The sequence below is a fragment of the Flindersiella endophytica genome (assembly GCF_054779015.1).
Genome location: NZ_BAAGYY010000019.1, coordinates 12,899 through 32,436, shown reverse-complemented (window position 1 = coordinate 32,436; position 19,538 = coordinate 12,899). Strand labels below are relative to the sequence as shown.

Annotated in this window: 15 protein-coding genes; 13 read left to right on the top strand and 2 right to left on the bottom strand. The window is 68.5% G+C overall.

Annotated elements, in window-relative coordinates; translation table 11 throughout:
• Nucleotides 1-12: 12 nt before the first annotated feature.
• From ACYVF6_RS20725 to ACYVF6_RS20675, 11 genes are all read left to right on the top strand, one after another.
• Nucleotides 13-339, top strand: coding sequence for a rhodanese-like domain-containing protein (locus tag ACYVF6_RS20725; protein WP_460523760.1), 327 nt, complete (start codon nucleotides 13-15; stop codon nucleotides 337-339).
• 197 nt (nucleotides 340-536) lie between these two features.
• Nucleotides 537-2,354 carry an ABC transporter substrate-binding protein gene (locus tag ACYVF6_RS20720; RefSeq protein ID WP_460523758.1) on the top strand — a complete coding sequence of 606 codons (1,818 nt, stop codon included), beginning with the start codon at nucleotides 537-539 and terminating at the stop codon, nucleotides 2,352-2,354.
• 61 nt (nucleotides 2,355-2,415) lie between these two features.
• Nucleotides 2,416-3,423, top strand: coding sequence for an ABC transporter permease (locus ACYVF6_RS20715; protein WP_460523756.1), 1,008 nt, complete (start codon nucleotides 2,416-2,418; stop codon nucleotides 3,421-3,423).
• 4 nt (nucleotides 3,424-3,427) lie between these two features.
• A complete protein-coding gene (locus tag ACYVF6_RS20710; RefSeq protein ID WP_460523754.1) occupies nucleotides 3,428-4,345 on the top strand; it encodes an ABC transporter permease in 918 nt (305 codons plus the stop codon).
• Nucleotides 4,342-5,346 (top strand): ABC transporter ATP-binding protein, encoded by a 1,005-nt coding sequence (locus tag ACYVF6_RS20705; RefSeq protein WP_460523752.1) that lies wholly within the window; start codon nucleotides 4,342-4,344, stop codon nucleotides 5,344-5,346. The genes ACYVF6_RS20710 and ACYVF6_RS20705 overlap by 4 nt, the downstream gene beginning before the upstream one ends.
• Complete coding sequence (locus ACYVF6_RS20700) at nucleotides 5,333-6,382, top strand: ABC transporter ATP-binding protein (protein ID WP_460523750.1); 1,050 nt, start codon at nucleotides 5,333-5,335, stop codon at nucleotides 6,380-6,382. The genes ACYVF6_RS20705 and ACYVF6_RS20700 overlap by 14 nt, the downstream gene beginning before the upstream one ends.
• Before the next feature lie 290 nt (nucleotides 6,383-6,672).
• Nucleotides 6,673-7,635 (top strand): aldo/keto reductase, encoded by a 963-nt coding sequence (locus ACYVF6_RS20695; RefSeq protein ID WP_460523748.1) that lies wholly within the window; start codon nucleotides 6,673-6,675, stop codon nucleotides 7,633-7,635.
• 230 nt (nucleotides 7,636-7,865) lie between these two features.
• Complete coding sequence (locus ACYVF6_RS20690; protein WP_460523746.1) at nucleotides 7,866-10,715, top strand: BTAD domain-containing putative transcriptional regulator; 2,850 nt, start codon at nucleotides 7,866-7,868, stop codon at nucleotides 10,713-10,715.
• A 45-nt stretch (nucleotides 10,716-10,760) separates the two neighbouring features.
• Complete coding sequence (locus tag ACYVF6_RS20685; protein ID WP_460523744.1) at nucleotides 10,761-12,800, top strand: hypothetical protein; 2,040 nt, start codon at nucleotides 10,761-10,763, stop codon at nucleotides 12,798-12,800.
• Between the two features lie 45 nt (nucleotides 12,801-12,845).
• Entirely contained in the window at nucleotides 12,846-13,790 is a 945-nt protein-coding gene (locus ACYVF6_RS20680; RefSeq protein ID WP_460523742.1) for a serine hydrolase domain-containing protein, read from the top strand.
• Nucleotides 13,791-14,271: 481 nt separating this feature from the next.
• Nucleotides 14,272-16,146 (top strand): alpha/beta hydrolase, encoded by a 1,875-nt coding sequence (locus tag ACYVF6_RS20675; RefSeq protein WP_460523740.1) that lies wholly within the window; start codon nucleotides 14,272-14,274, stop codon nucleotides 16,144-16,146.
• Between the two features lie 57 nt (nucleotides 16,147-16,203).
• On the opposite strand, the gene ACYVF6_RS20670 is transcribed toward ACYVF6_RS20675, so the two are convergent.
• A complete protein-coding gene (locus ACYVF6_RS20670; RefSeq protein WP_460523738.1) occupies nucleotides 16,204-17,538 on the bottom strand; it encodes a winged helix-turn-helix domain-containing protein in 1,335 nt (444 codons plus the stop codon).
• An 18-nt stretch (nucleotides 17,539-17,556) separates the two neighbouring features.
• Nucleotides 17,557-17,988, bottom strand: a complete 432-nt coding sequence (locus ACYVF6_RS20665; protein ID WP_460523736.1) for an MmcQ/YjbR family DNA-binding protein — start codon at nucleotides 17,986-17,988, stop codon at nucleotides 17,557-17,559.
• Nucleotides 17,989-18,070: 82 nt separating this feature from the next.
• On the opposite strand from ACYVF6_RS20665, the gene ACYVF6_RS20660 reads away from it, so the two are divergent.
• Together ACYVF6_RS20660 and ACYVF6_RS20655 are read left to right on the top strand one after the other, a co-directional pair.
• Nucleotides 18,071-18,568 carry a GNAT family N-acetyltransferase gene (locus tag ACYVF6_RS20660; RefSeq protein WP_460523734.1) on the top strand — a complete coding sequence of 166 codons (498 nt, stop codon included), beginning with the start codon at nucleotides 18,071-18,073 and terminating at the stop codon, nucleotides 18,566-18,568.
• A gap of 9 nt (nucleotides 18,569-18,577) precedes the next feature.
• Entirely contained in the window at nucleotides 18,578-19,519 is a 942-nt protein-coding gene (locus ACYVF6_RS20655; protein WP_460523732.1) for a hypothetical protein, read from the top strand.
• The last annotated feature ends 19 nt before the right edge of the window (nucleotides 19,520-19,538 follow it).

Sequence of the window (19,538 nt, the reverse complement as noted above, 5' to 3'; positions counted from 1 at the left end):
GATTGGTGATATATGAGCACGCAGATCACACGTGACGAACTCCGGGCGGCCATCGATAACGGCACGGTAACGGTAATCGACGCGTTGCCGGCCGCGCCCTATTCCGCGCGGCATCTGCCCGGAGCACTCAACCTGACCTCCGAGGAGGCCGATGCGAAGGCCGCCGATCTCCTGCCCGACAAGAGCGCGACGATCGTGACGTACTCCACCGATTCCGCCTGCACACGTGGCCCTGACCTGGCCGGCCTGCTCGAACGCCTCGGTTACACCGACGTTCGCCTCTATTCCGAAGGCATCGCGGACTGGGTGCAAGCCGGGCTTCCCGTCGAGTCCGCATGACCCCACCGATTCACCCAGGTGGTTACGGATTCATCCCTTGTTACATTGCCGTTTCCGGACTATGACGGCAACCTGCGTTGACACGGTTTGACGCGAGCGGTAGTCCTAGACCAATTGCGAGGTGAGCTGGATCACAGGCCAGCTCGCCACGCTCCAGCGTGTCTCGGTGAACGGGGACTGTTCGTTGGAGGTCTGTCATGCCACCTGGGTTTTCCGACCGCTCGCGTCGTGATTTTCTGAAGCTGGCCGGGTTGAGTTCCGCCGGACTGGCGGTCGCCGCGGCCTGCGGCACACCGCCCGCACCGGAGATTCCGGATCCGTCGTCGAGTGAGTCGCCGGCGCGGAAGGTCCCACGTGGAAAGCCGAAGAAGGTTCCGCGCGAGAAGACGCTGATGCTGGCCAACGGCGACGGCTCCGACGTCGGCATCTGCAACCCGTACGCCTCCGGCTTCAACCACCAGCGCGGCCTGGCGGCGATGTTCGAGCCGCTCTACTTTTACTCAGCCTTTACTGGCGAAACCACGCCATGGCTCGCGGACGGCGATCCGAAGTACTCCTCCGACAACACCAGCGTCACGATCACCACCCGGACCGACGCGACCTGGAGCGACGGGAAGCCCTTCACCGCGGGCGATGTCGCCTTCACGCTCAACATGCTGAAGGACAAGAAGAACCAGGCGATGACCTACTCCGCGGACATCCGCGAGTGGGTGAAGTCGGCGGAGGCGCCGGACGAGAAGACGATCGAGATCAAGTTCACCAAGCCGGCGCCGCGGTTCGTCTTCGACTACCTCTACATGAAGAACGACCTCGGCATCTTCCTGGTCCCCGAGCACATCTTCAAGGACCAGAAGAACCAGTACGGCTTCCTGTTCTACGACCCGGCCAAGAAGTGGCCGGTCGTCACCGGCCCGTACCAAATGGTCGACTGGACCGTGCAGCAGCGCCTGCTGGACCGGCGGGACGACTGGTGGGCCGTCAAGGCAGGCGTGGCCGAGCAGCCCGGCCCGGAGCGGATCGTCGTCGTGCCGTTCACCGACCCGACCAACACCGCGCAGCGCCTCATCAACGACGAACTGGACTCCTCGCTCGACCTGCGGCCGCCGGTCATCAAGCAGGTCGTCAAGGAGAACCCGAAGATCATCGCCTGGACCGACCGGAACGCGCCCTACGGCTACACCGACTGGTGGCCGCAGTCGCTGTTCTTCAACTGCGCGGTCCCGCCCTACAACGACGTCGAGATCCGGCGCGCGGTCAACCACGCGATCGACCGGCAGCAACTGGTCGACATCGGGTACGAGGGTGCGGGAACGATCTCAGACTTGCCGTTCCCGGACTTCCCGCCGTTGAAGAAGTACCTCGACGCGGTCAAGCCGACGCTCGACAAGTACCCCACCAACGCGCACGACCTGGCCAAGGTCGACCAGATCATGACCGGCAAGGGGTACGCCAAGGACGGCCAGGGCCTGTGGGCGAAGGACGGCAAGCGCGTCGACGCCACCATCTACGGCATCCTCGACCTGGTCAACGACTACGGCGCGATCCTCGCCGAGCAGTTGCGCAACGCCGGCTTCGAGGCCTCGCTGCAGACGCCGGGCGACTCCTCGACGCGGATGTCCGACGGTTCGGCGAAGCTGTTCCTGTTCGGTTTCGCGGGCGCGCTCGCCGACCCGTACCCCTCGCTGGAGCTGATGCACTCGCGGCACTACTCCAAGGTGAAGGTCGCGGGCGACATCAGCAGCCGCTGGCGTAACAAGGACTTCGACCAGATCGTCGAGCAGATGGCGTCACTGAAGGTCGACGACCCCGCCGAGCTGCCGCTGTTCCAGCAGGCGATGGAGATCTATCTCCGCGAGCTGCCCCACACGCCGTTGCTGCAGTGGTACCACCGGATCGCCTACAACACGAAGTACTGGACCGGCTGGCCGACCGCCAAGGACCCGTACCTGCCAGGTGCCTTCTGGTTCAAGACGCTGCCACTGGAGCTCACCCACCTCAAGTCGACGGGCGCCTGAGCGACGACGTTCTCGTGGCGGGCCGGTGCGAGCCGGCCCGCCCGGGCCTAGGAGGTTCGGATTGGTTTCGTGGCAGTACCTCGTCAAGCGGATCCTGCTTCTCATCACCGTGATGTGGACAGCGGCGACGATCAACTTCTTCATCCCCAAGCTGAGCCCGCGTGACCCCATCAAGGAACGCCTCCTGCAGGCGGCGACGCAGGGCGGCCGCAACCAGACCGGCCTGCAGGCGATGGCCGACACGTACAACTCGCAGTTCGGCCTGGACCAGCCGATCTGGAAGCAGTACCTCCACTCGTTGCTGAAGGTCGTCCAGTTCGACTACGGCTACTCGATCTCGCAGTATCCGCGGACGGTCAACGACGTCATCGGCACCGCGCTGCCGTGGACGATCGGCCTCGGCGTGGTGGCGATCCTGATCTCGTTCGTGATCGGGACGATCCTGGGCGCGATCCTCGGCTGGCCGCGCTCCCCTCGCCTGCTGCGCGCGTTCATCCCTGCCAGCATGCTCACCAGCGCGGTGCCGGCGTTCGTGCTCGGCTTCCTGCTGATCTACGCGTTCGCGTTCCGATGGCGCGTGTTCCCGCTGGCCGGTGCGTACTCCCAGACCTCCTCTCCGGAGTGGAGCCTGCCGTTCATGCTGGACGTGCTCGACCACGCGTTCCTGCCGGCGATGGCGCTGATCCTGTTCCAGCTCGGCCATCAGGCGCTGCAGATGCGCAGCCTGATGGTGATGACGACCGGCGAGGACTTCATCACGTTCGCCGACGCGAAGGGACTGAAGCCGCGGCGGATCTTCCTGCGGTACGCCGTGCGCAACGCGCTGCTGCCTCAGGTCACCGGCCTGGTGATGTCGCTCGGCACGTTCATCTTCTCCACGGTGCTCGTCGAGACGTTGTTCTCCTATCCGGGCCTCGGCGGCCTGATCAACGGGTCGATCCAGGTGCTGGACTACAACCTGCTCTACGGCATCACGATGATCCTGGTGTTCGCGGTCTGCATCGCGACGCTCGTCGTCGACCTGATCTATCCGTTGCTCGATCCTCGAATCCGCTACGAGAAGGGGTGAGAAAGTGGCAGCGACCACGACGTCGACCCAGACGGCGACCCTGCTCGCCCCGTCTCCGGTGGCCGCCAAGGCGGTGGGTGCCCTCCGCTACCTGCGGCGCAACCCGCTGCTGATCATCGGGCTGTCGATGTTCCTGGCGCTCGTGCTGTTCTCGACGCTGGGCCAGCTGTTCATCGATCCGCTCAAGGACCCTTATCCGCTGGCGGGTCCGGCCAGCCGGCCACCGTCGCTGGACTACCCGTTCGGCACCGACTCGCAGGGTCGTGACCTGCTGGCGGTGATGATCGTGGGCACCCGGCTCAGCCTGAAGATCGGGCTGCTGGCCGGCGCGATCGGCCTCGCGATCGGCATCGTCCTCGGGCTGATCTCCGCGTTCTACGGCGGCTGGATCGACAACGTCATCCGGTGGATCGTCGACGTGATGTTCACGATCCCGAGCTTCCTCGTGATGGTCATCATCGCGTCGCTGCTGCGGCAGTACATCTCGATCGAGAACATGGCGTTCATCCTGGCCGCGTTCGCGTGGCCCGGGCCGACCCGCGGGATTCGGGCGCAGGTGCTGTCGTTGCGGGAACGGGAGTTCATCCGGATGGCCCGGCTGTCCGGCATGCGCGGCCCCGAGATCATCGTGCGGGAACTGCTGCCGAACCTCGCACCGTTCCTGCTGGCGGGCTTCGTCGGCGCGCTGATCGGCGCGGTCTACGGCGCGCTGGGGCTGGAGCTGCTCGGCCTCGGGTCGCAACGTGAACCGACGCTCGGCATGACGTTCTTCTGGATGCAGAAGTACTCCGCGCTGCTGCGAAATCTCTGGTGGTGGTGGGGAATCCCGATCGCCATCATCATCGTGCTGATCCTGTCGCTGTACTTCATCTCGTTCGCCCTCGACGAATGGGCCAACCCGCGGTCGAGGAGGTCCCAATGACCGATCCGGTGCTGTCCGTCCGCGATCTCGAGGTCCGCTATCACACCGACGCGGGTCCGGTGCAGGCTGTCAACGGCGTCAGCTTCGATCTCATGCCAGGCGAGAAACTGGGGCTGGTCGGTGAGTCCGGGTCGGGCAAGTCGACGATCGCGCTCGCCCTGATGCGGTTGATCCGGCCTCCGGGCAGCATCTCCGGGGAGGTGCGGCTCGACGGCGAGAACCTGATCGAGCTGCCGGAGCGCCAGATGCGCGCACGGCGTTCCAGCAAGATCAGCATGATTCCGCAGGGTGCGATGAACTCGCTCAATCCCGTCACGCGGATCGAGGACCAGATCGTCGACACGCTCGAGGACCACGGCGTTCTCGGCAACGGCAGGCGTTCCAAGCAGGAGCTCCGGGAGCGCGCCCGGTCCGCGCTGGAGTCGGTGGGCCTGAAACGCAATGTCGGGCGGATGTTCCCGCACGAGCTCTCCGGCGGCATGAAACAGCGCGCCTGCATCGCGATCGCGGTCGCGATGGAGCCCCAGGTCGTGATCGCCGACGAGCCCACGTCCGCACTCGACGTCGTGGTGCAGCGGCAGGTGATGGACACCATCATGCGGCTGCAGGAGGAGCTCGGTGTCGCGGTCATCCTGATCGGTCACGACATGGGCCTGATGGCGCAGACCGTCGACCGGCTCGCGGTGATGTACGCCGGCAAGCTGGCCGAGCTGTCGCCCATCGAGGAGATTTTCGCGCGGCCGTTGCATCCGTACACCGAGTTGCTGATCGAGAGCCTGCCGAAGCTGGAGCAGCGTGGCACGTTCCGCGGAATTCCCGGCCTGCCGCCGTCACTGAGGTCGTTGCCGGAGGGATGCCTGTTCCACCCGCGGTGTCCCAAGGCGATGGACCTGTGCCGGGAGGAGGCACCGGAGTACCGCGAGCACGACCAGAACCGGTTCGCCTCCTGCCACCTGCTGGAGACCGCACGTCAAGGTGAGGAGAGTCATGCCGGCCGCTGACAGTGCATACCGCGAGACGGCTCCGCTGGTCGAGCTGAGCGAGGTCACCAAGGTCTACGGCGGTGGCGTGCTGTCGCGTGACTCGACCGTCGCGCTCGACAACGTTTCGCTCACCGTACAAGGCGACAAGCCGCAGATCGTGTCGGTCGTCGGCGAGAGCGGCAGCGGGAAGACCACACTCGCGTCGTTGCTGATGGGCTTCATCTCGCCGACGTCGGGTGTGGTGCGGTTCCAGGGCTCGGACGTCTCGAAGCTACGAGGCGACCGGCTGAGCCGGTTCCGCCGTGACGTGCAGGCGGTGTTCCAGGATCCGTTCGCCGTGTTCAACCCGTTCTACAAGGTCGACCACGTGCTGACGGTGCCGATCCAGAAGTTCAGGATCGCCAAGTCGAAGGGCGAACGGCACGACCTGATGGTGTCGGCGCTGGAGACGGTCGGGCTGCGGCCGGACGAAACCCTCGGGCGTTATCCTCACCAGCTCTCCGGCGGCCAACGGCAGCGCATCATCGTGGCGCGGGCGCTGATGCTGCGGCCGAAGCTGATCGTCGCCGACGAGCCGGTGTCGATGGTCGACGCCTCGCTGCGCGCGACGATCCTGGAGAGCCTGCGCACGGTCAACCGCACGCTGAACGTGCCGATTCTCTACATCACGCACGACCTCGGCACGGCGTACCACGTGAGCGACCACATCCTCGTGATGTATCGCGGCAGCATCGTGGAGGCCGGCGAGGTCGAGACGGTCATCACCTCGCCGAAACACCCGTACACACAGCTGCTGATCGACTCGATCCCGTGGCCGAACCCGAAGCTGCGCTGGGGTCAGCAGAAAGTCGGCAAACAGAACGGTATCGAGGTGCCGGACCGCCACCCTGGTTGCCGGTTCGCCGACCGCTGCCCGTCGGCGATGCAGCGGTGCGTGGAGACTCCGCCACCGGCGTACCTCCCCACCCCACGGCACGCGGCGAACTGCTATCTGTACGACGACACGCCACAACTGGACGGACACGACATCAGCAGCCTGCTCGAACTCAGCTGAAGTGGCTTTATCTGGAACAGATCCGAATCAGGGCGGTTCCGAGCCGTCGATTCGTGTGGGTGCAAGGTTTCTGGTCGAGTACCCACACGAATCGGACAGGGGCTAGGTCCGTGCGCGGAACCGCACAAACACTGACGGCAATACGGTACAGCGCCGTGGGGCGAACACGCTACGTTGCAATGGCTGCAACCTAGCGTCCGTACTCAGTTGCGATTGAGAAGTTTCAGTTCTGAGTCCCAGCGAAACTTTCTATTGGACGCAGCCAGCAATGCCGCGAAGGATAGAAAGATATGGAATTCACACAACTTGGCCGGACGGGTGTGAAGGTCAGCAGACTCTGCCTCGGAACGATGAACTTCGGACCGCAGACGGAAGAAGCCGACTCGCACGCCATCATGGATGCCGCACACGACAAGGGCATCAACTTCTTCGACACCGCGAACGTCTACGGCGGGCAGGACCACCGTGGCTGGACCGAGGAGATCGTCGGCCGCTGGTTCGCAGGCGGCGACGGCCGTCGCGAACGTACGGTGCTCGCCACCAAGGTCTACGGTGACATGGGCCAGTGGCCCAACGAGAGCAAGCTGTCGGCGCTCAACATCCGCCGGGCGCTCGACGCCAGCCTGAAGCGGCTGCAGACCGACTACATCGACCTCTACCAGTTCCACCACGTCGACCGGAACACGCCGTGGGACGAGATCTGGCAGGCGCTGGAGACGGCCGTCGCCCAGGGCAAGGTGCTCTACGCCGGAAGCAGCAACTTCGCCGGCTGGCACCTGTCCGAGGCGCAGGCGGCCGCGGCCCGGCGTAACTACTACGGCCTGGTCAGCGAGCAGTCGATCTACAACCTGCTGAACCGCGCGATCGAGCTCGAGGTGATCCCGGCCGCGCAGCACCACGGCATCGGCATCATCCCGTGGTCGCCGCTGGCCGGTGGCCTGCTGGGCGGCGTGATCCGCAAGGAGCGCGACGGCAAGCGCCGCAACCAGGCCGAGCGGATCGAGAAGCACCGCGAGCAGTTGGCGCAGTACGAAGACCTCGCCGAGGAGCTCGGCCACGAGCCGGGCGAGCTCGCGCTGGCCTGGCTGCTGGCCCAGCCGGCCGTGACCGCGCCGATCATCGGGCCGCGCACGATGGAGCAGCTCGACACCGCGGAGAAGGCGCTCGAGATCACGCTCGACGGCAAGACGCTGGAGCGGATCGACGAGATCTTCCCGGGCCACAAGACCGCACCCGAGGACTACGCCTGGTAGGCCTGGTGACCCACTTCTCGGCCGGCTGACTGCCGCGCCTTCGTTGGTGCGGAGGTGGTGGTGCGGAGATCGGACATCGTACGGACTGACCGGTCCTCCGGCCCGTGATCCCCCGGAGGGCGGGTCGTCCGATCTCCACCCACTGCCACCGTTTGCGCCGGACTTCTCCGCAGTAGGCTGCGTACACCATTGTGTGGTCATTGTGTGGTCCGGGAACGGGGAAACGCGCCATGGCGACCGCCGTCGAGTTCAGGGTGCTCGGGCCCTTGGACGTTCTCGTCGACGGCGTTGCCGTCCCGCTCGACCGTCCTCGGCCACGTGCTCTGCTCGGCATCCTGCTCGCCAACGCGGGCGCTCCGGTCTCGGTGGACCGGCTGATCGATCAGCTGTGGGGTGACGACCCGCCGGCGACCGTGCGTACGTCGCTGCAGGTACACGTGTCGGCGCTACGCAAGGTGCTCGGCGAGCGGGTGGTCACCACTGCAGGCGGCTACCTCCTGGACGCCGGCTGCGCCGAGGTCGACGCGCTCACGTTCGATGCTCTGATCGCCGCGGGAGACCTCGTTGCCGCGCTCGAGCTGTGGCGCGGCGATCCCTATACCGGTGTTCCGGACTCCCCCGATGTGCTCGCCGCGCGGACCAGGCTGACCGAGCTCCGCCTCACCGCGCTGGAGGACCGGCTGGACGCCGACCTGGCCCGGGGGCGGCACGCGCAGCTGGTGGCCGAGCTGGCCGGCCTGGTGGCCGAGCATCCGGTTCGGCAGCGCCTGGCCGGCCTGTACCTGCTCGCGCTCTATCGCTGCGGCCGGACCGCCGATGCGCGGATGGCGTACGAGGCGCTGCGCGCCAGCCTCGCCGACGCGTACGGCACCGCACCTGGCGAGGAAGTAGCCGCGCTCGCCCGCGCGATCGACCGCCACGACCCGACCCTCGACCCGCCGTCGTCGATTCCCGTCGCCGCCAGCCGGTTCATCGGCCGGCGCCGCGAGCTCGAACAACTCGCCGGCAACCTGCTCCGCACCCGGCTGCTCACCCTGACCGGCCCGGGCGGCGCCGGCAAGACCAGGTTGGCACTCGAACTAGCCCGCGACACCGAACCCGACCACCGCGACGGCGTTCACGTCGTCGAACTAGCCGCGGCAGCACCCAGCCCAGCGGTGGCCGGCCCAGCTGCACCAGGTGCAGCTGCACCTGGTTCGACGGCGGCTGGCTCAGCAGTGGCCGGCTCAGTGGCGGCTGCGTCCGCGCCCGCCCGCTCCACGGTGTCCAGCTCAGCCACGCCCGGCTCGACGGTGCCCAGCTCAGCCACGCCCGGCTCGACGGCGGCCGACTCCGCGACGGGGTCGGTGGTGGCGGAGCTTGTGGGGCAGGCGTTCGGCATCTTGCCGCGGAGTGGTGAGCCTCTGCTGCCAGTACTCGCCGCCCAGTTGCGCGGGACTCGGGCGCTGCTCGTCCTCGACAACTGTGAGCACGTGATCGAGGACAGCGCACGGCTCGTGGCCGCACTCCTCGCCCACTGCCCAGGCCTGCGCGTGCTGGCGACCAGCCGCGAGCCGCTCGGTGTGGCCGGTGAGCAGGTGTGGCTGGTGTCCGGGCTCGCTGTTCCCGAGGCGGTCCGGTTGCTCGCGGCTCGAGGTGCCGAGGCGCGCCGCGGGTTCACGATCGACAGCGGCAACGCCGAGGTGGCCGCCGAGCTGTGCCGCCGGCTGTCGGGGTTGCCACTGGCGATCGAGCTGGCCGCGGCCCAGCTGCGGGTGATGTCGCTGGCCGAGATCGACAGCGGGCTCGGGCTGGCCGACGCCCGCTCGCGGACGGCACCGGACCGGCACCGCACGCTGCGTGCGGCGATCGGCTGGAGCCATGCGCTCCTGTCGGCCGAGGAACGGGCCATGTTCCGCGGCCTGTCGGTGTTCGCGGGCGCGTTCCGGCGGGACGCGGCGGAGTACGTCACCGAACAGCCCGGCGACGTCCTGGTCCGGCTGGCCGACCGGTCGCTGGTTACGGCCGAGCCGTCGCCGAGCGGCACGCGCTACCGGATGCTCGAGCTGATCCGGGAGTACGCCGCCGAGCAGATGGTGGACGAGCGTCCGCTGCGGCAGCGGCACGCGGCCTGGTACGCCGAGCTGGCCGAGACCGCCAACCGCGAGCGCTTCGACTCCGGGTGGCTACCCCGGCTCACCGAGGTGATCCCCGACCTCCGTACCGCCGTCGGCTGGTGCCTCGGCGAGGGTCGCGATCCCGAAGCCGCGTTGCGAATCGCGTCTTCGCTGTGGTGGTTCTGGTACGACCACGGCCTGGCCGTCGAGGCCTGGAGCTGGCTGCGTCAGCTGCTGCCCTCGCTCGGGTCAGTGCCACGGGCGCTGCGGGCGGACGCGTTACGCGCCTCGTCGGCCCTGGCCCGGGCCAACCGCGACGACGCGGAGGCCCGCCGGCTCGGTGAGCTCGCCCTGCGGGCCTACCGCGAGCTGGACGACCGGGTCGGGATGACGAGCGCACTGAACGGGCTGGCGCACGTCGCGCTCTACCAGGCCGACTACTCCGCCGCCCTCGCGTACGCCGAGGACTGCCTGCGGCTCACCAGCGAGCTCGGCGACGAGATCCGCACGGCGCTGACCTACAACCCGCTCGGCGTGGCACTGCGCGGACTCGGCCGGATTGCCGAAGCCGAGGCCGCGTTCACCGAAGCGCTGGAACGGTCCACCGCACTGGGCCCGGGCACCGGCGAGGCGTTCGCGTTGAGCAACCTGGCGGCGCTGGCCAGAGCGGAGGGCCGGCCGGCCGATGCGCGGTCGTTGTACGTACGGAGCCTGCGGCTCTATCGCCGGCTCGACCTCGTCACGGGCCAGTTGAACGCGCTGGACGGCCTGGCCGGTGTGGCACTGGACGAGGGCAGACCCAAGGAGGCGCTACATCTCCTGCTCACCGCCGACCGCGGCTGGGAGCGCCTGGCCGCCCGGCCGTTCTCAGCCGACCATGAGCAGGACCGGGAGGCGACCCGCACGGGCGCGCTGGCGGCGCTGGGAGGGGCGTACGAGATCCCCGAAGAACCGCTCGCAACAGCCGTCGACCAGCTGCTTTGAGCAACCTTTAGCGAGCCTTTAGCGCGGAATTCCAAGCTTCCGCACATGAGCCAATCGAACAACACGACACGAGGGATCGTGGGCGGACTGCTCACGTTCGTGCTGGCTGTTGGCACTCTCACGGGGTGCACCAACGCGGGGATGGAAACCGGGGGGAACGGGCCGGCTGAGCCGACACCTTCCACGACACGCGCGGCCGGGGGCGACGCGCCGACGTTGTGGGAGCAGACGATCAGCCGGCTCGGCCCGGACGGCAGGCTGGGCAGGGACGCGGCGCTGGCCGCGTACACGCTCGCGATCGGGCCGCTCCCCGGCGTCGAACGACCTGGCGGGAACACCGACGACATCGTCTCCGGCACGATCGCGGTGCGATCCGTCCTGGCCCACTGGAACGAGCTGACCGGCCCGCAACGCGACGCGGTGCTGAAGGCGCTCGGCACGAAGCTGCTCCAAGGAGCACCGTCCGGTGGCGGCGCGCTGGGCGCACCAGTGCGAACACCGAACCCCAACCTGGCCTGTCAAACGGCCGACTCGGCCGGCGCGGGGCCCTACCGCGAGCTGGTCGACGACGCCATCGCCAAGATCTCCGCGAGGCTCGGCAGGTCGCTGAGCATCCAGACCACCGTGACGGTCGACACCACGGAGGACATCGAGGAGGCCGGCCCGGACGCGTGGATGTACACCTATCCCTGCGCCGGCGTGATGCGGTCGGACCACGTCGCGGACGGCCGGGTCACCGGTTGCACCATCCACCTCAGGCCGCGGTCGACCCTGGCGGCGAACTTCGAGGCCGACGTACGCGGGCCGCTGGTCCACGAGGTCATGCACTGCTTCATCTTCCAGAAGTTCGGCCTCGCGCCGCTGCCGGACTGGTACGCCGAAGGTGTGCCGTCCTGGGCGATGGGCGCGCTCGGGCCGCCGAACCAGCCGCTCGCCAACCACTGGGCGTACTACCTGCGGCACCCGAACCTGCCTCTGGAAGGCCGGACGTACGACGGCATGGGGTTCTTCGTGCACCTCGCCGAGACTGGCACCGATCCGTGGAAGGTCATCGACCCGATGGGCCGGAAGCTGCGCGACGGCACCGGGACGCCTGAGGCGTGGCGGGCGTCCGGCATGAGCTCCAGCTTCGAGGAGACTTGGGGCTCCGGCTTCGTCCAGGATCCATCGCGCGGTAAGGCGTGGATGTCGACCGGTCCCAACCTGGCGGCTTCCGTGCCGAGGTTCGAGCAGGAGACCATCGCCAACGGAGACACCCGTTCCGTGGTGTCGAATCCGACGGCGGCCAGGATGAAGCGGCTGAGTATCGCGGCCGAGGTCGTTCAGGTCGACCCCAGCCCGGCTGCCAAGGGGCGGATCAGTCTTTCCGTCGGCACCGATGTGACGCTCGACGTCGCCCGGTCGGCGACCTACTGCGCGCTCGGCGGGTCGGCATGCACGTGCCCGCCCGACAGTGAACGAGCCGGCACCAAGTTCACGCCGATGGAACGCGGCGAACAGTACGCCGGCGTGACGGGTGGCCTGGAGAACGCGTCCGTCTCGGTGAGCGGGCAGAGCCTCGAGGACTTCTGCGGGAAGCCCGGGAAGCCGGGCAAGTGGCGTGCGGTCTCCGTCACGTCGAGATCGACACTCCCACAGGGCCCGGGCAACAGCGACTGGCACTGGAACGTCGACGGCGGCGCGGGCATCAAGCTGACGATCGACCCGAAGGGCAAGGTGAGCGTCGACTACACCGGCATGCGGAAGCTGTCGTACACCATTCCGGAAGTACGGCAGGCCGGCACAGTCATCTGCACTGGTGTTGACAAGGGCTCGCTGCCGGCGAAGTCCTTCAGCGGAAGCGGGGGCGCCTGGCAACCGACGATCGGCGCGATCGGCTCGTCCGGAACGATCGACGTCACCTCTCCGACTCGCCTGCGTCAGTCGGCGTCGCCGGGAAGCGGTGGGTGCCGGTCGATCTTCCGAGCCGATCCGTTCCACGCCGGCACCTGGAAGCGGACGCCAAAGTCGCTGACGATCATCGCGAGCGAGAACTCTCCCGCCGGCGGCAGGATCAGCACGGTGTGGACCTTTGCGCCAGCTTGATGTCATGTTAATGTCATCATGACATCATCCAGGGAGGGTTCATCCATGTCCGAGGTAACGCAGATCCAGGGAACGGTGCTCGTCGTCCGGGGCGACAAGGCGTTGTACGAAGCGAGCGGCGGCTTCGCCGACGTCGCCAACGGTGTGGCCTGCATACCGGCGACGCGGTTCCAGCTCGCGTCGGTCAGCAAGCAGTTCACCGCCGCGGCGACGTTGCTGCAGGTCGAGGCCGGCCGCGTCGGGCTCGACTCCCCGGTCGGCGACTGGATCTCCGACTGCCCGCCGGCGTGGAGCGAGATCACCGTGCACCATCTGCTGACCCACACCTCCGGGCTCAACCACTGGAACGACCATCCCGAGCTCGACCTGTGCGGCTGGACGCCACCGTCGGAGGCGATCAAGGCGTTCCAGGCCAAGCCGCTGCGCTTCGAGCCGGGCACCGACTGGTACTACAGCAGCCCTGGGTACGTCCTGCTGGCGCACATCGTGGAGCGCGCGAGCGGCCGGCCCTACCGCTCGTACCTGCAGGAGGAGATCTTCGAGCCACTCGGTCTTTCCGACACGCTCGTCGGCATGCCGGACGGCCAGGACCGGATGGCCGTGCCGTACGCCGATGGCGAGCCGACGCCTTCGTTCGAGCTCGACTCGCTCGGCATGGGTGCGGGCGACGCCTGGTCGACCACGCACGACATGGTGCGCTGGGACCGCGCGCTGGCCTCCGGCTCGTTCCTCTCCGACCGGTCGCGGGAGCTGACGTTCACGCCGCACGCCAAGACCGGCCCGGACCGGCTGGCCGACGCGTACGGCTACGGCTGGCAGCTCGGCACGATCGCCGGTCACGCCGTCCGCTTCCACAGCGGCGGCAACGCGGGGTTCCGCACGTTCAACGCCTGGTTCCCCGAACTCGACGCGTACATCGTCGTGCTCAGTAACCACGACGAGTTCGACTCGCAGGAGATGACCATCAAGCTCGCCGAGGCCTGGCTCTAGGCCTGTCGTCGATGAGCGAGCCGGAGCGTGCGGTCCGGGGAAACCAGATCGTCTCGGAGCGCGATCCAGCCGTGCGGATCGCGCTGCCCGAGACGGCGCGTTATCTGGGCGCCGACCGATGGGTGCTGTACACGGCATACCGACATCGGCGGGCTCGACTTCTACGTCGACACGTGGGTGCGGGACGCGGATGCCGAGGGCCTGGCGGCCGGCCAGTGGAAAGCCGCCGAGCCGGGGCTGGTCGAACGTGCGGTGGCGAGCGTTTCGATCCGTCCCATTGGCTGACAATGCGCGCTCTCCTGGCCGCCGCCGAACGCCTCGCGGGCGGGTCGGCCGGGAGGGGCAAGGTTTGTGAAAGCTTCCCGTAATCGGCGGACAGCGTCTGCCGGCGTGTGAAAACGTGGCGTTCACCGGGCCATCAGCCACGACGGGGAGGGCAGAGCGGTCCGGGCTGTGCGGACAGTCCGAAGGGGCATCGAACGTGAGAAAACTCCTCAGCATCCTGGTCGTCCTGACCGTTTCCATCGCGCTGTCCGGCGCTTCGGCCACCGCGGCGGCGCCCGCACGCGGGCCGTCCGATCCGGCCACGCCGTCGATCCCGCAGCGATATCTGGACCAGCCGATCCAGTGGTCCGTCTGCCCGTTCGACGCGACCGTGAAGCAGCTCTACCCCCAGGCGCCCACCACCAACTGCGCCAAGGTGAAGGTGCCGATGGACTGGAACCACCCCGACGCGCACCCCGACATCAACCTGGCGATCGCCTACAGCCAGGCGACCGGAACGTCGCGCGGGTTGATGACCAGCAACCCCGGCGGGCCTGGCGGCGCCGGCCTCACGTTGTCCGCCGGTCTTGCGATCGACAAGCCGCAGCTGTTCTCCGACTACGACCTGCTCGGCTTCGACCCGCGCGGGTTCGGTACCAGCCAGCCGCTGCAGTGCCTCACCACCGTCGAGAAGGTGAACGCGCTGCCGACCACGCCCGACTACAAGGAGCGCAACCGCCAGACCCACCGCACCGAGGTGGCCGAGGCGAAGCTGCTGTCCGACGCGTGCTCGGCGACCGAGTTCGGCCAGTTCGTGAGCAGCCAGCAGACGGTCTACGACATGGACTTCCTGCGCGCGCTGTTCGACGCGCGGCAGCTGAACTTCATCGGCTACAGCTACGGCACGTGGCTCGGTGGCTGGTACGCCGACACGTACCCTCGCCGGGTCGGCAGGTTCGTGCTCGACTCCAACATGGACTGGACCCACTCGCAGTGGGACAACGTCAACTTCGACCCGTTCTCCAGCCAGCGCCGGCGGGACGCGCAGCTGTTCCCGTGGATCGCGCGGCACGCCGACCAGATCGACGGGCTGGGGTCGACGCGTAAACAGGTGACGGCGAAGTACGACAGCGTGCGCGCGCAACTCGTCGCGCTGGTAAAGGCCGGCACGAGCGAGATGCGCGGCGACAACCTCGACGGGCTCGTCTACAGCGCGGAATACAGCAACATCCGCTTCATCCGCGCGACGCTCGACATCCTCGTACACGACGAGTTCGTGAAGGCGCCGTCGGCGTCCGGTGCGGTCGAGAACGCCCACATCGAGCGCGCGTGGGCGCGGATCGCGCCGGAGCTGCAAGCCTACGACTCACTCGCGGCGATCCGGGCACGCTACGGCGTCGCGGCACCGTCGGCAGTGGCCGCGGCCGCCGTCCGTACTCCCGGCTCGGCGATCGCCGACGCCCGAGCCGCCGCGGCGGCGACCGACGCGGCGGACGACCAGGTGGTCAACCTCGGCGCGATCGGCACGACGGTGCGCTGCAACGACACCAAGTGGAGCCACGACGTCGGGTTCTACCTGCGCGAGGCCGACCGGATGGCGCGGAAGTACCCCTACTTCGGCTACCTCAACGGCGTGCCGATGTGCGCCGACTGGCCGTACGCGCCGCAGGATCGCAACGCCAACCTGACCGGCTCGCCGCGCATCCTGATGGTGCAGAGCGAGTTCGACCCGGCGACGGCGTACGAAGGCTCGCTGCGCACCCACGAGTACACCTCGCGCTACACCCGCTTCATCGCCATCGACGACGAGGGAATGCACGGCCAGTACGTCGGCGGCCCGTCCGCCTGCGTCGAGGCGATCGGTGACCGGTACGTCTTCAGCGGCGAGCTCCCAGGCCGCGACCAGGTGTGCGGCACGTCGCCGCTGCCGGAGGACGGCTCGGTCTACCCGGTCAGGGGCCCGGTCGACGGCAAGTCCGTACCGCTGCCGAACAGCCGCAACGGGCTGCGCAGCGCCGGCGACCAGCGGCCGAACCCGTTGCTGCAGCAGGTCCTCGACCGGTCCGCAGCGCAGACGGCGTCGATCCGCTGACGCGATAACGACCTGTTGGAGGTGTCTCGGTCTCCAGGCCGAGATGCCTCCAACAAGTCAGTGGAGAGCCTTGGCGAGAGCTGGAGCAAGATCGCCGCGGTCAGCGACCTGAACGTGGTCGAGCTCCAGCCAGGTAGCCATCAGCCGGAGCTCCTCGGCCAGCTCGGCCGCCACTTCACGGGCCGGTGTCGCGTCCGGTTCCCGGTGCACGACCGGCACGGTCAGCGTCGAGGTCTTGCGGTCGGCGCGGAGGTCGACGCGGGCCACCAGGCGGTCGCCGAGGAGGAAGGGGAGGACGTAGTAGCCGTGCACTCGCTGGGGCTCCGGCGTGTAGATCGAGATGCGGTAGTGGAAGCCGAACAGCTTCAGCGTCCGGTCGCGGTCCCAGATCAGTGAGTCGAACGGCGACAGCAGGGCGCGGGCGTGCACGTGATCCGGCACCGGGGCATCCGACCAGCGGAACATCGCCTGCGAAACGCCCTCCACTCTGACCGGCACCAGCTCCCCCGCCGCCACCAGCTCGGCGACCCGGGCCTTCGCGGGGTCAGCCGGCAGCTGGAAGTACTGCCGGAGCTGCTTCTCCGTCGCGACACCCAGCGCGCGCGCAGCGATCCGCACCAGCTCGCGTTGCGCGTCGTCCGGTGCGACCGCCGGCGTCGAGAGCGCGGCGGCCGGGAGCACGCGTTCGGTCAGGTCGTAGAGCCGCTCGAAGTGCCGGCGCGACGCGGTGCTGACGGCGCCACGGTAGAACAGCCACTCCAGCGCGATCTTGGCGTTCTTCCAGTTCCACATCGTGCCGGTGCCGTAGTCGTCACCATCGCCGCGCGCGGTGTCGGCCGGCGTCGCGTCGCCGGCGGCGATCGGCCCATCGCGGCGGACGAGCTCGAGCACGTCGTCGACCAGGGACGGCGTCTCCCGCGCGACTCGCGCCATGCCGGAGATCACGGCCCACGGTGCCAGCCGGAGCGCCGGGTCGAGCGAGGTGCTCCAGTCCTTCGGAGGCAGCCCGTCGGGCGACCACTTCGTCCAGTCCCAGTGCTCGGCCGCGGTCATTCGCCAGCGCAGCAAGGGAAAACTGCTCAGCGGCAGCAGCGAGGCCTGATGTCCCCAGTATTCGAACAGCGCCCGCCGCCGCCCCCAGCACAACTCGTCGAGCAACGAACGAGAGTAGGGCCCGAGCCGGGCGAAGAGCGGCAGGTAGTGCGAACGGCACACCACGTTGACGGAGTCGAGCTGCAGCAGCCCGATCCGCTCCACCATCGCGACCATCCGCCGCCGGTCCACCCGCGACCCGGCCGCCGGCCGCGGCGCCGCGAATCCCTGCGCGGCCAGCGCCATCCGCCGCGCCACATCGCGCGGCATCGACTCCTTGCCAGCTGACTTCGCCGCCATGCCGGAACGATACCCAGCTCAGCCGGCCTCGCCCGGCCGGTCGACGAGCGCGATCAGCTTCTTCGGCGCGCGCAGGCAGTAGCTCTCGGTCAGCAGCTCCTCGATCTCCCGCCAGTCGGGCGCATCGTCGAGCAGCATGCCGATCACGGTCGGACCCCAGTCCATCGGAAAGAACGGCAAGCCGGAGCGCAGCAGCACATCACGCTCCGGATCTTCGGAACGGAACGTGAGCACCGCATGCACCGCGCCCGGCCCATCGGGTGCCGCGAGCGCCGGCGCGAAGCCCGCGACCCACTCCAGGTCAGCGCCGAAGACGTGCGCGAACGTCTGCTTGCGGACTCGCCACCGCACGCCGATCCACGCGTCTTCCTCGTAAGCGTCCGGCAGCTCCAAACACACCTTTCCCAGCCGCGCGACCAGCTCGGGCGGCAGATCTGACCTGTCTCCCACCAGGGCCTCACCTCACTTTCCAGGTCCTGCGCCAGACGTTACCTCCGCCCACCGACAGACCCCGATCGCTAGAGTCGAGCGCATGACGACGGACGAGAGTGCGCAGGTGACGCTTCGGCCCGCCGGGTCAGGTGACTCGCCGGCCGTCGCGAGGATCTGGCACGACGGCTGGCCGGACGGTCACCTCGGCCACGTCCCCGACGAGCTGGTCGCCGCCCGTACGGCGGAGTCGTTCCACCGCAGGGCCGCGGAGCGCGTCGCCGACACGACGATCGCCACCGTCGGCGACGACGTCGCGGGATTCGTCATGGTCGTGGACGACGAGGTGGAGCAGGTCTACGTCTCCTCCACGCACCGCGGCACCGGCATCGCAGGCCTGCTGCTCGCCGAAGCCGAACGACAGGTCCGCGTCGCCGGTCACAAGCAAGCCTGGCTCGCGGTCGTCGCCGGCAACGCACGCGCCCGCAGGTTCTACGAGCGCAACGGCTGGGTCGACGACGGCGCGTTCGACTACCAGGCCGGTGGCGCCGGCGAGCCGATCACCGTCCCCTGCCACCGCTACGTCAAGACGGTCACCTAGGCCAGGGCCGTGCCGACAGACGATCTGCCGGACTGGTTGCCGGCCTGGTGCCTGGACCACCTGGGCAGCGCGCCCGCCGAGGTGCTGTTCCACCGGACCTCGATCTCGATGGTGTTCGGCCTCCGGCTGGCCGATGGCAGCAACGCCGTGGTCAAGGCACGCCCCGAGGAGGGCCGGGCCACGACCTGTGTCGCGGCGCAGGCCCGGCTCGCCGAACGCGGGTTCCCGTGCGCACTGCCGCTCACGCCGGTCGTCGATGTCGGCTCGCTGGCCGTGCATGCCGAGGAGCTCCGCGGGGGCGGCGAGATGTTGTACGGGGACTCGCCGGACGTGGCCGTGCGTTACGCCGAGGTGTTCGCCTGGTTGCTGTCCGAGCTGTCCGAGCTGTCCGAGCCGGCCACACTGAACGCGGCTGCGCCGCCGCTGCCGAACCCGCGCTGGGTGCGCTGGGACCACACCGACCCGGGGCTGTGGCCGGCGATCGACTACCTCGACGACCGCGACCAGAGCCTCGTGCCCACAGAGGTCGTCGACACAGTCCGCCGCGTCCGCGAACGGCTCCTGGCGGCGAGCCTGCCGTGCGTACTCGGCTACGCGGACTACGAGGCTCAGAACCTGCGGTGGCACGGCCGCGAGATCTGGGCGGTGCACGACTGGGACAGCCTGGCCTGGCAGCCCGAAGCCGCACTGGTGGGAGCCGCCGGCGGCATGTTCGCCAACTCCGGAAGGCCAACGCTGGCACCGATCGAGAGCTCCGAAGCGTTCCTGACCGCCTACCAGGACAGGCGAGGACGCGCGTTCACCACCGAGGAACGGGAGGTCGCATGGGCGGCCAGCCTGTGGCCGGCAGCCCACAACGCCCGCTGGGAAGCGCTCCACAGCGACCAGCCGATCGCCGGCACCGCCCTGCGAACGCAGGCAGCCGAACGCCTCCGCCGAGCCGGCGTCTAGCCCCGTCCTCCACAACGAT

Excerpts from the sequence above, each read along its gene's own strand:
- ACYVF6_RS20690 (WP_460523746.1), top strand. The coding sequence starts at position 7,866 with ATGGCGACCGCCGTCGAGTTCAGGGTGCTCGGGCCCTTGGACGTTCTC.
- ACYVF6_RS20705 (WP_460523752.1), top strand. The coding sequence starts at position 4,342 with ATGACCGATCCGGTGCTGTCCGTCCGCGATCTCGAGGTCCGCTATCAC.
- ACYVF6_RS20725 (WP_460523760.1), top strand. The coding sequence starts at position 13 with ATGAGCACGCAGATCACACGTGACGAACTCCGGGCGGCCATCGATAAC.
- ACYVF6_RS20660 (WP_460523734.1), top strand. The coding sequence starts at position 18,071 with ATGACGACGGACGAGAGTGCGCAGGTGACGCTTCGGCCCGCCGGGTCA.
- ACYVF6_RS20685 (WP_460523744.1), top strand. The coding sequence starts at position 10,761 with ATGAGCCAATCGAACAACACGACACGAGGGATCGTGGGCGGACTGCTC.
- ACYVF6_RS20695 (WP_460523748.1), top strand. The coding sequence starts at position 6,673 with ATGGAATTCACACAACTTGGCCGGACGGGTGTGAAGGTCAGCAGACTC.
- ACYVF6_RS20720 (WP_460523758.1), top strand. The coding sequence starts at position 537 with ATGCCACCTGGGTTTTCCGACCGCTCGCGTCGTGATTTTCTGAAGCTG.
- ACYVF6_RS20670 (WP_460523738.1), bottom strand. The coding sequence starts at position 17,538 with ATGGCGGCGAAGTCAGCTGGCAAGGAGTCGATGCCGCGCGATGTGGCG.
- ACYVF6_RS20700 (WP_460523750.1), top strand. The coding sequence starts at position 5,333 with ATGCCGGCCGCTGACAGTGCATACCGCGAGACGGCTCCGCTGGTCGAG.
- ACYVF6_RS20680 (WP_460523742.1), top strand. The coding sequence starts at position 12,846 with ATGTCCGAGGTAACGCAGATCCAGGGAACGGTGCTCGTCGTCCGGGGC.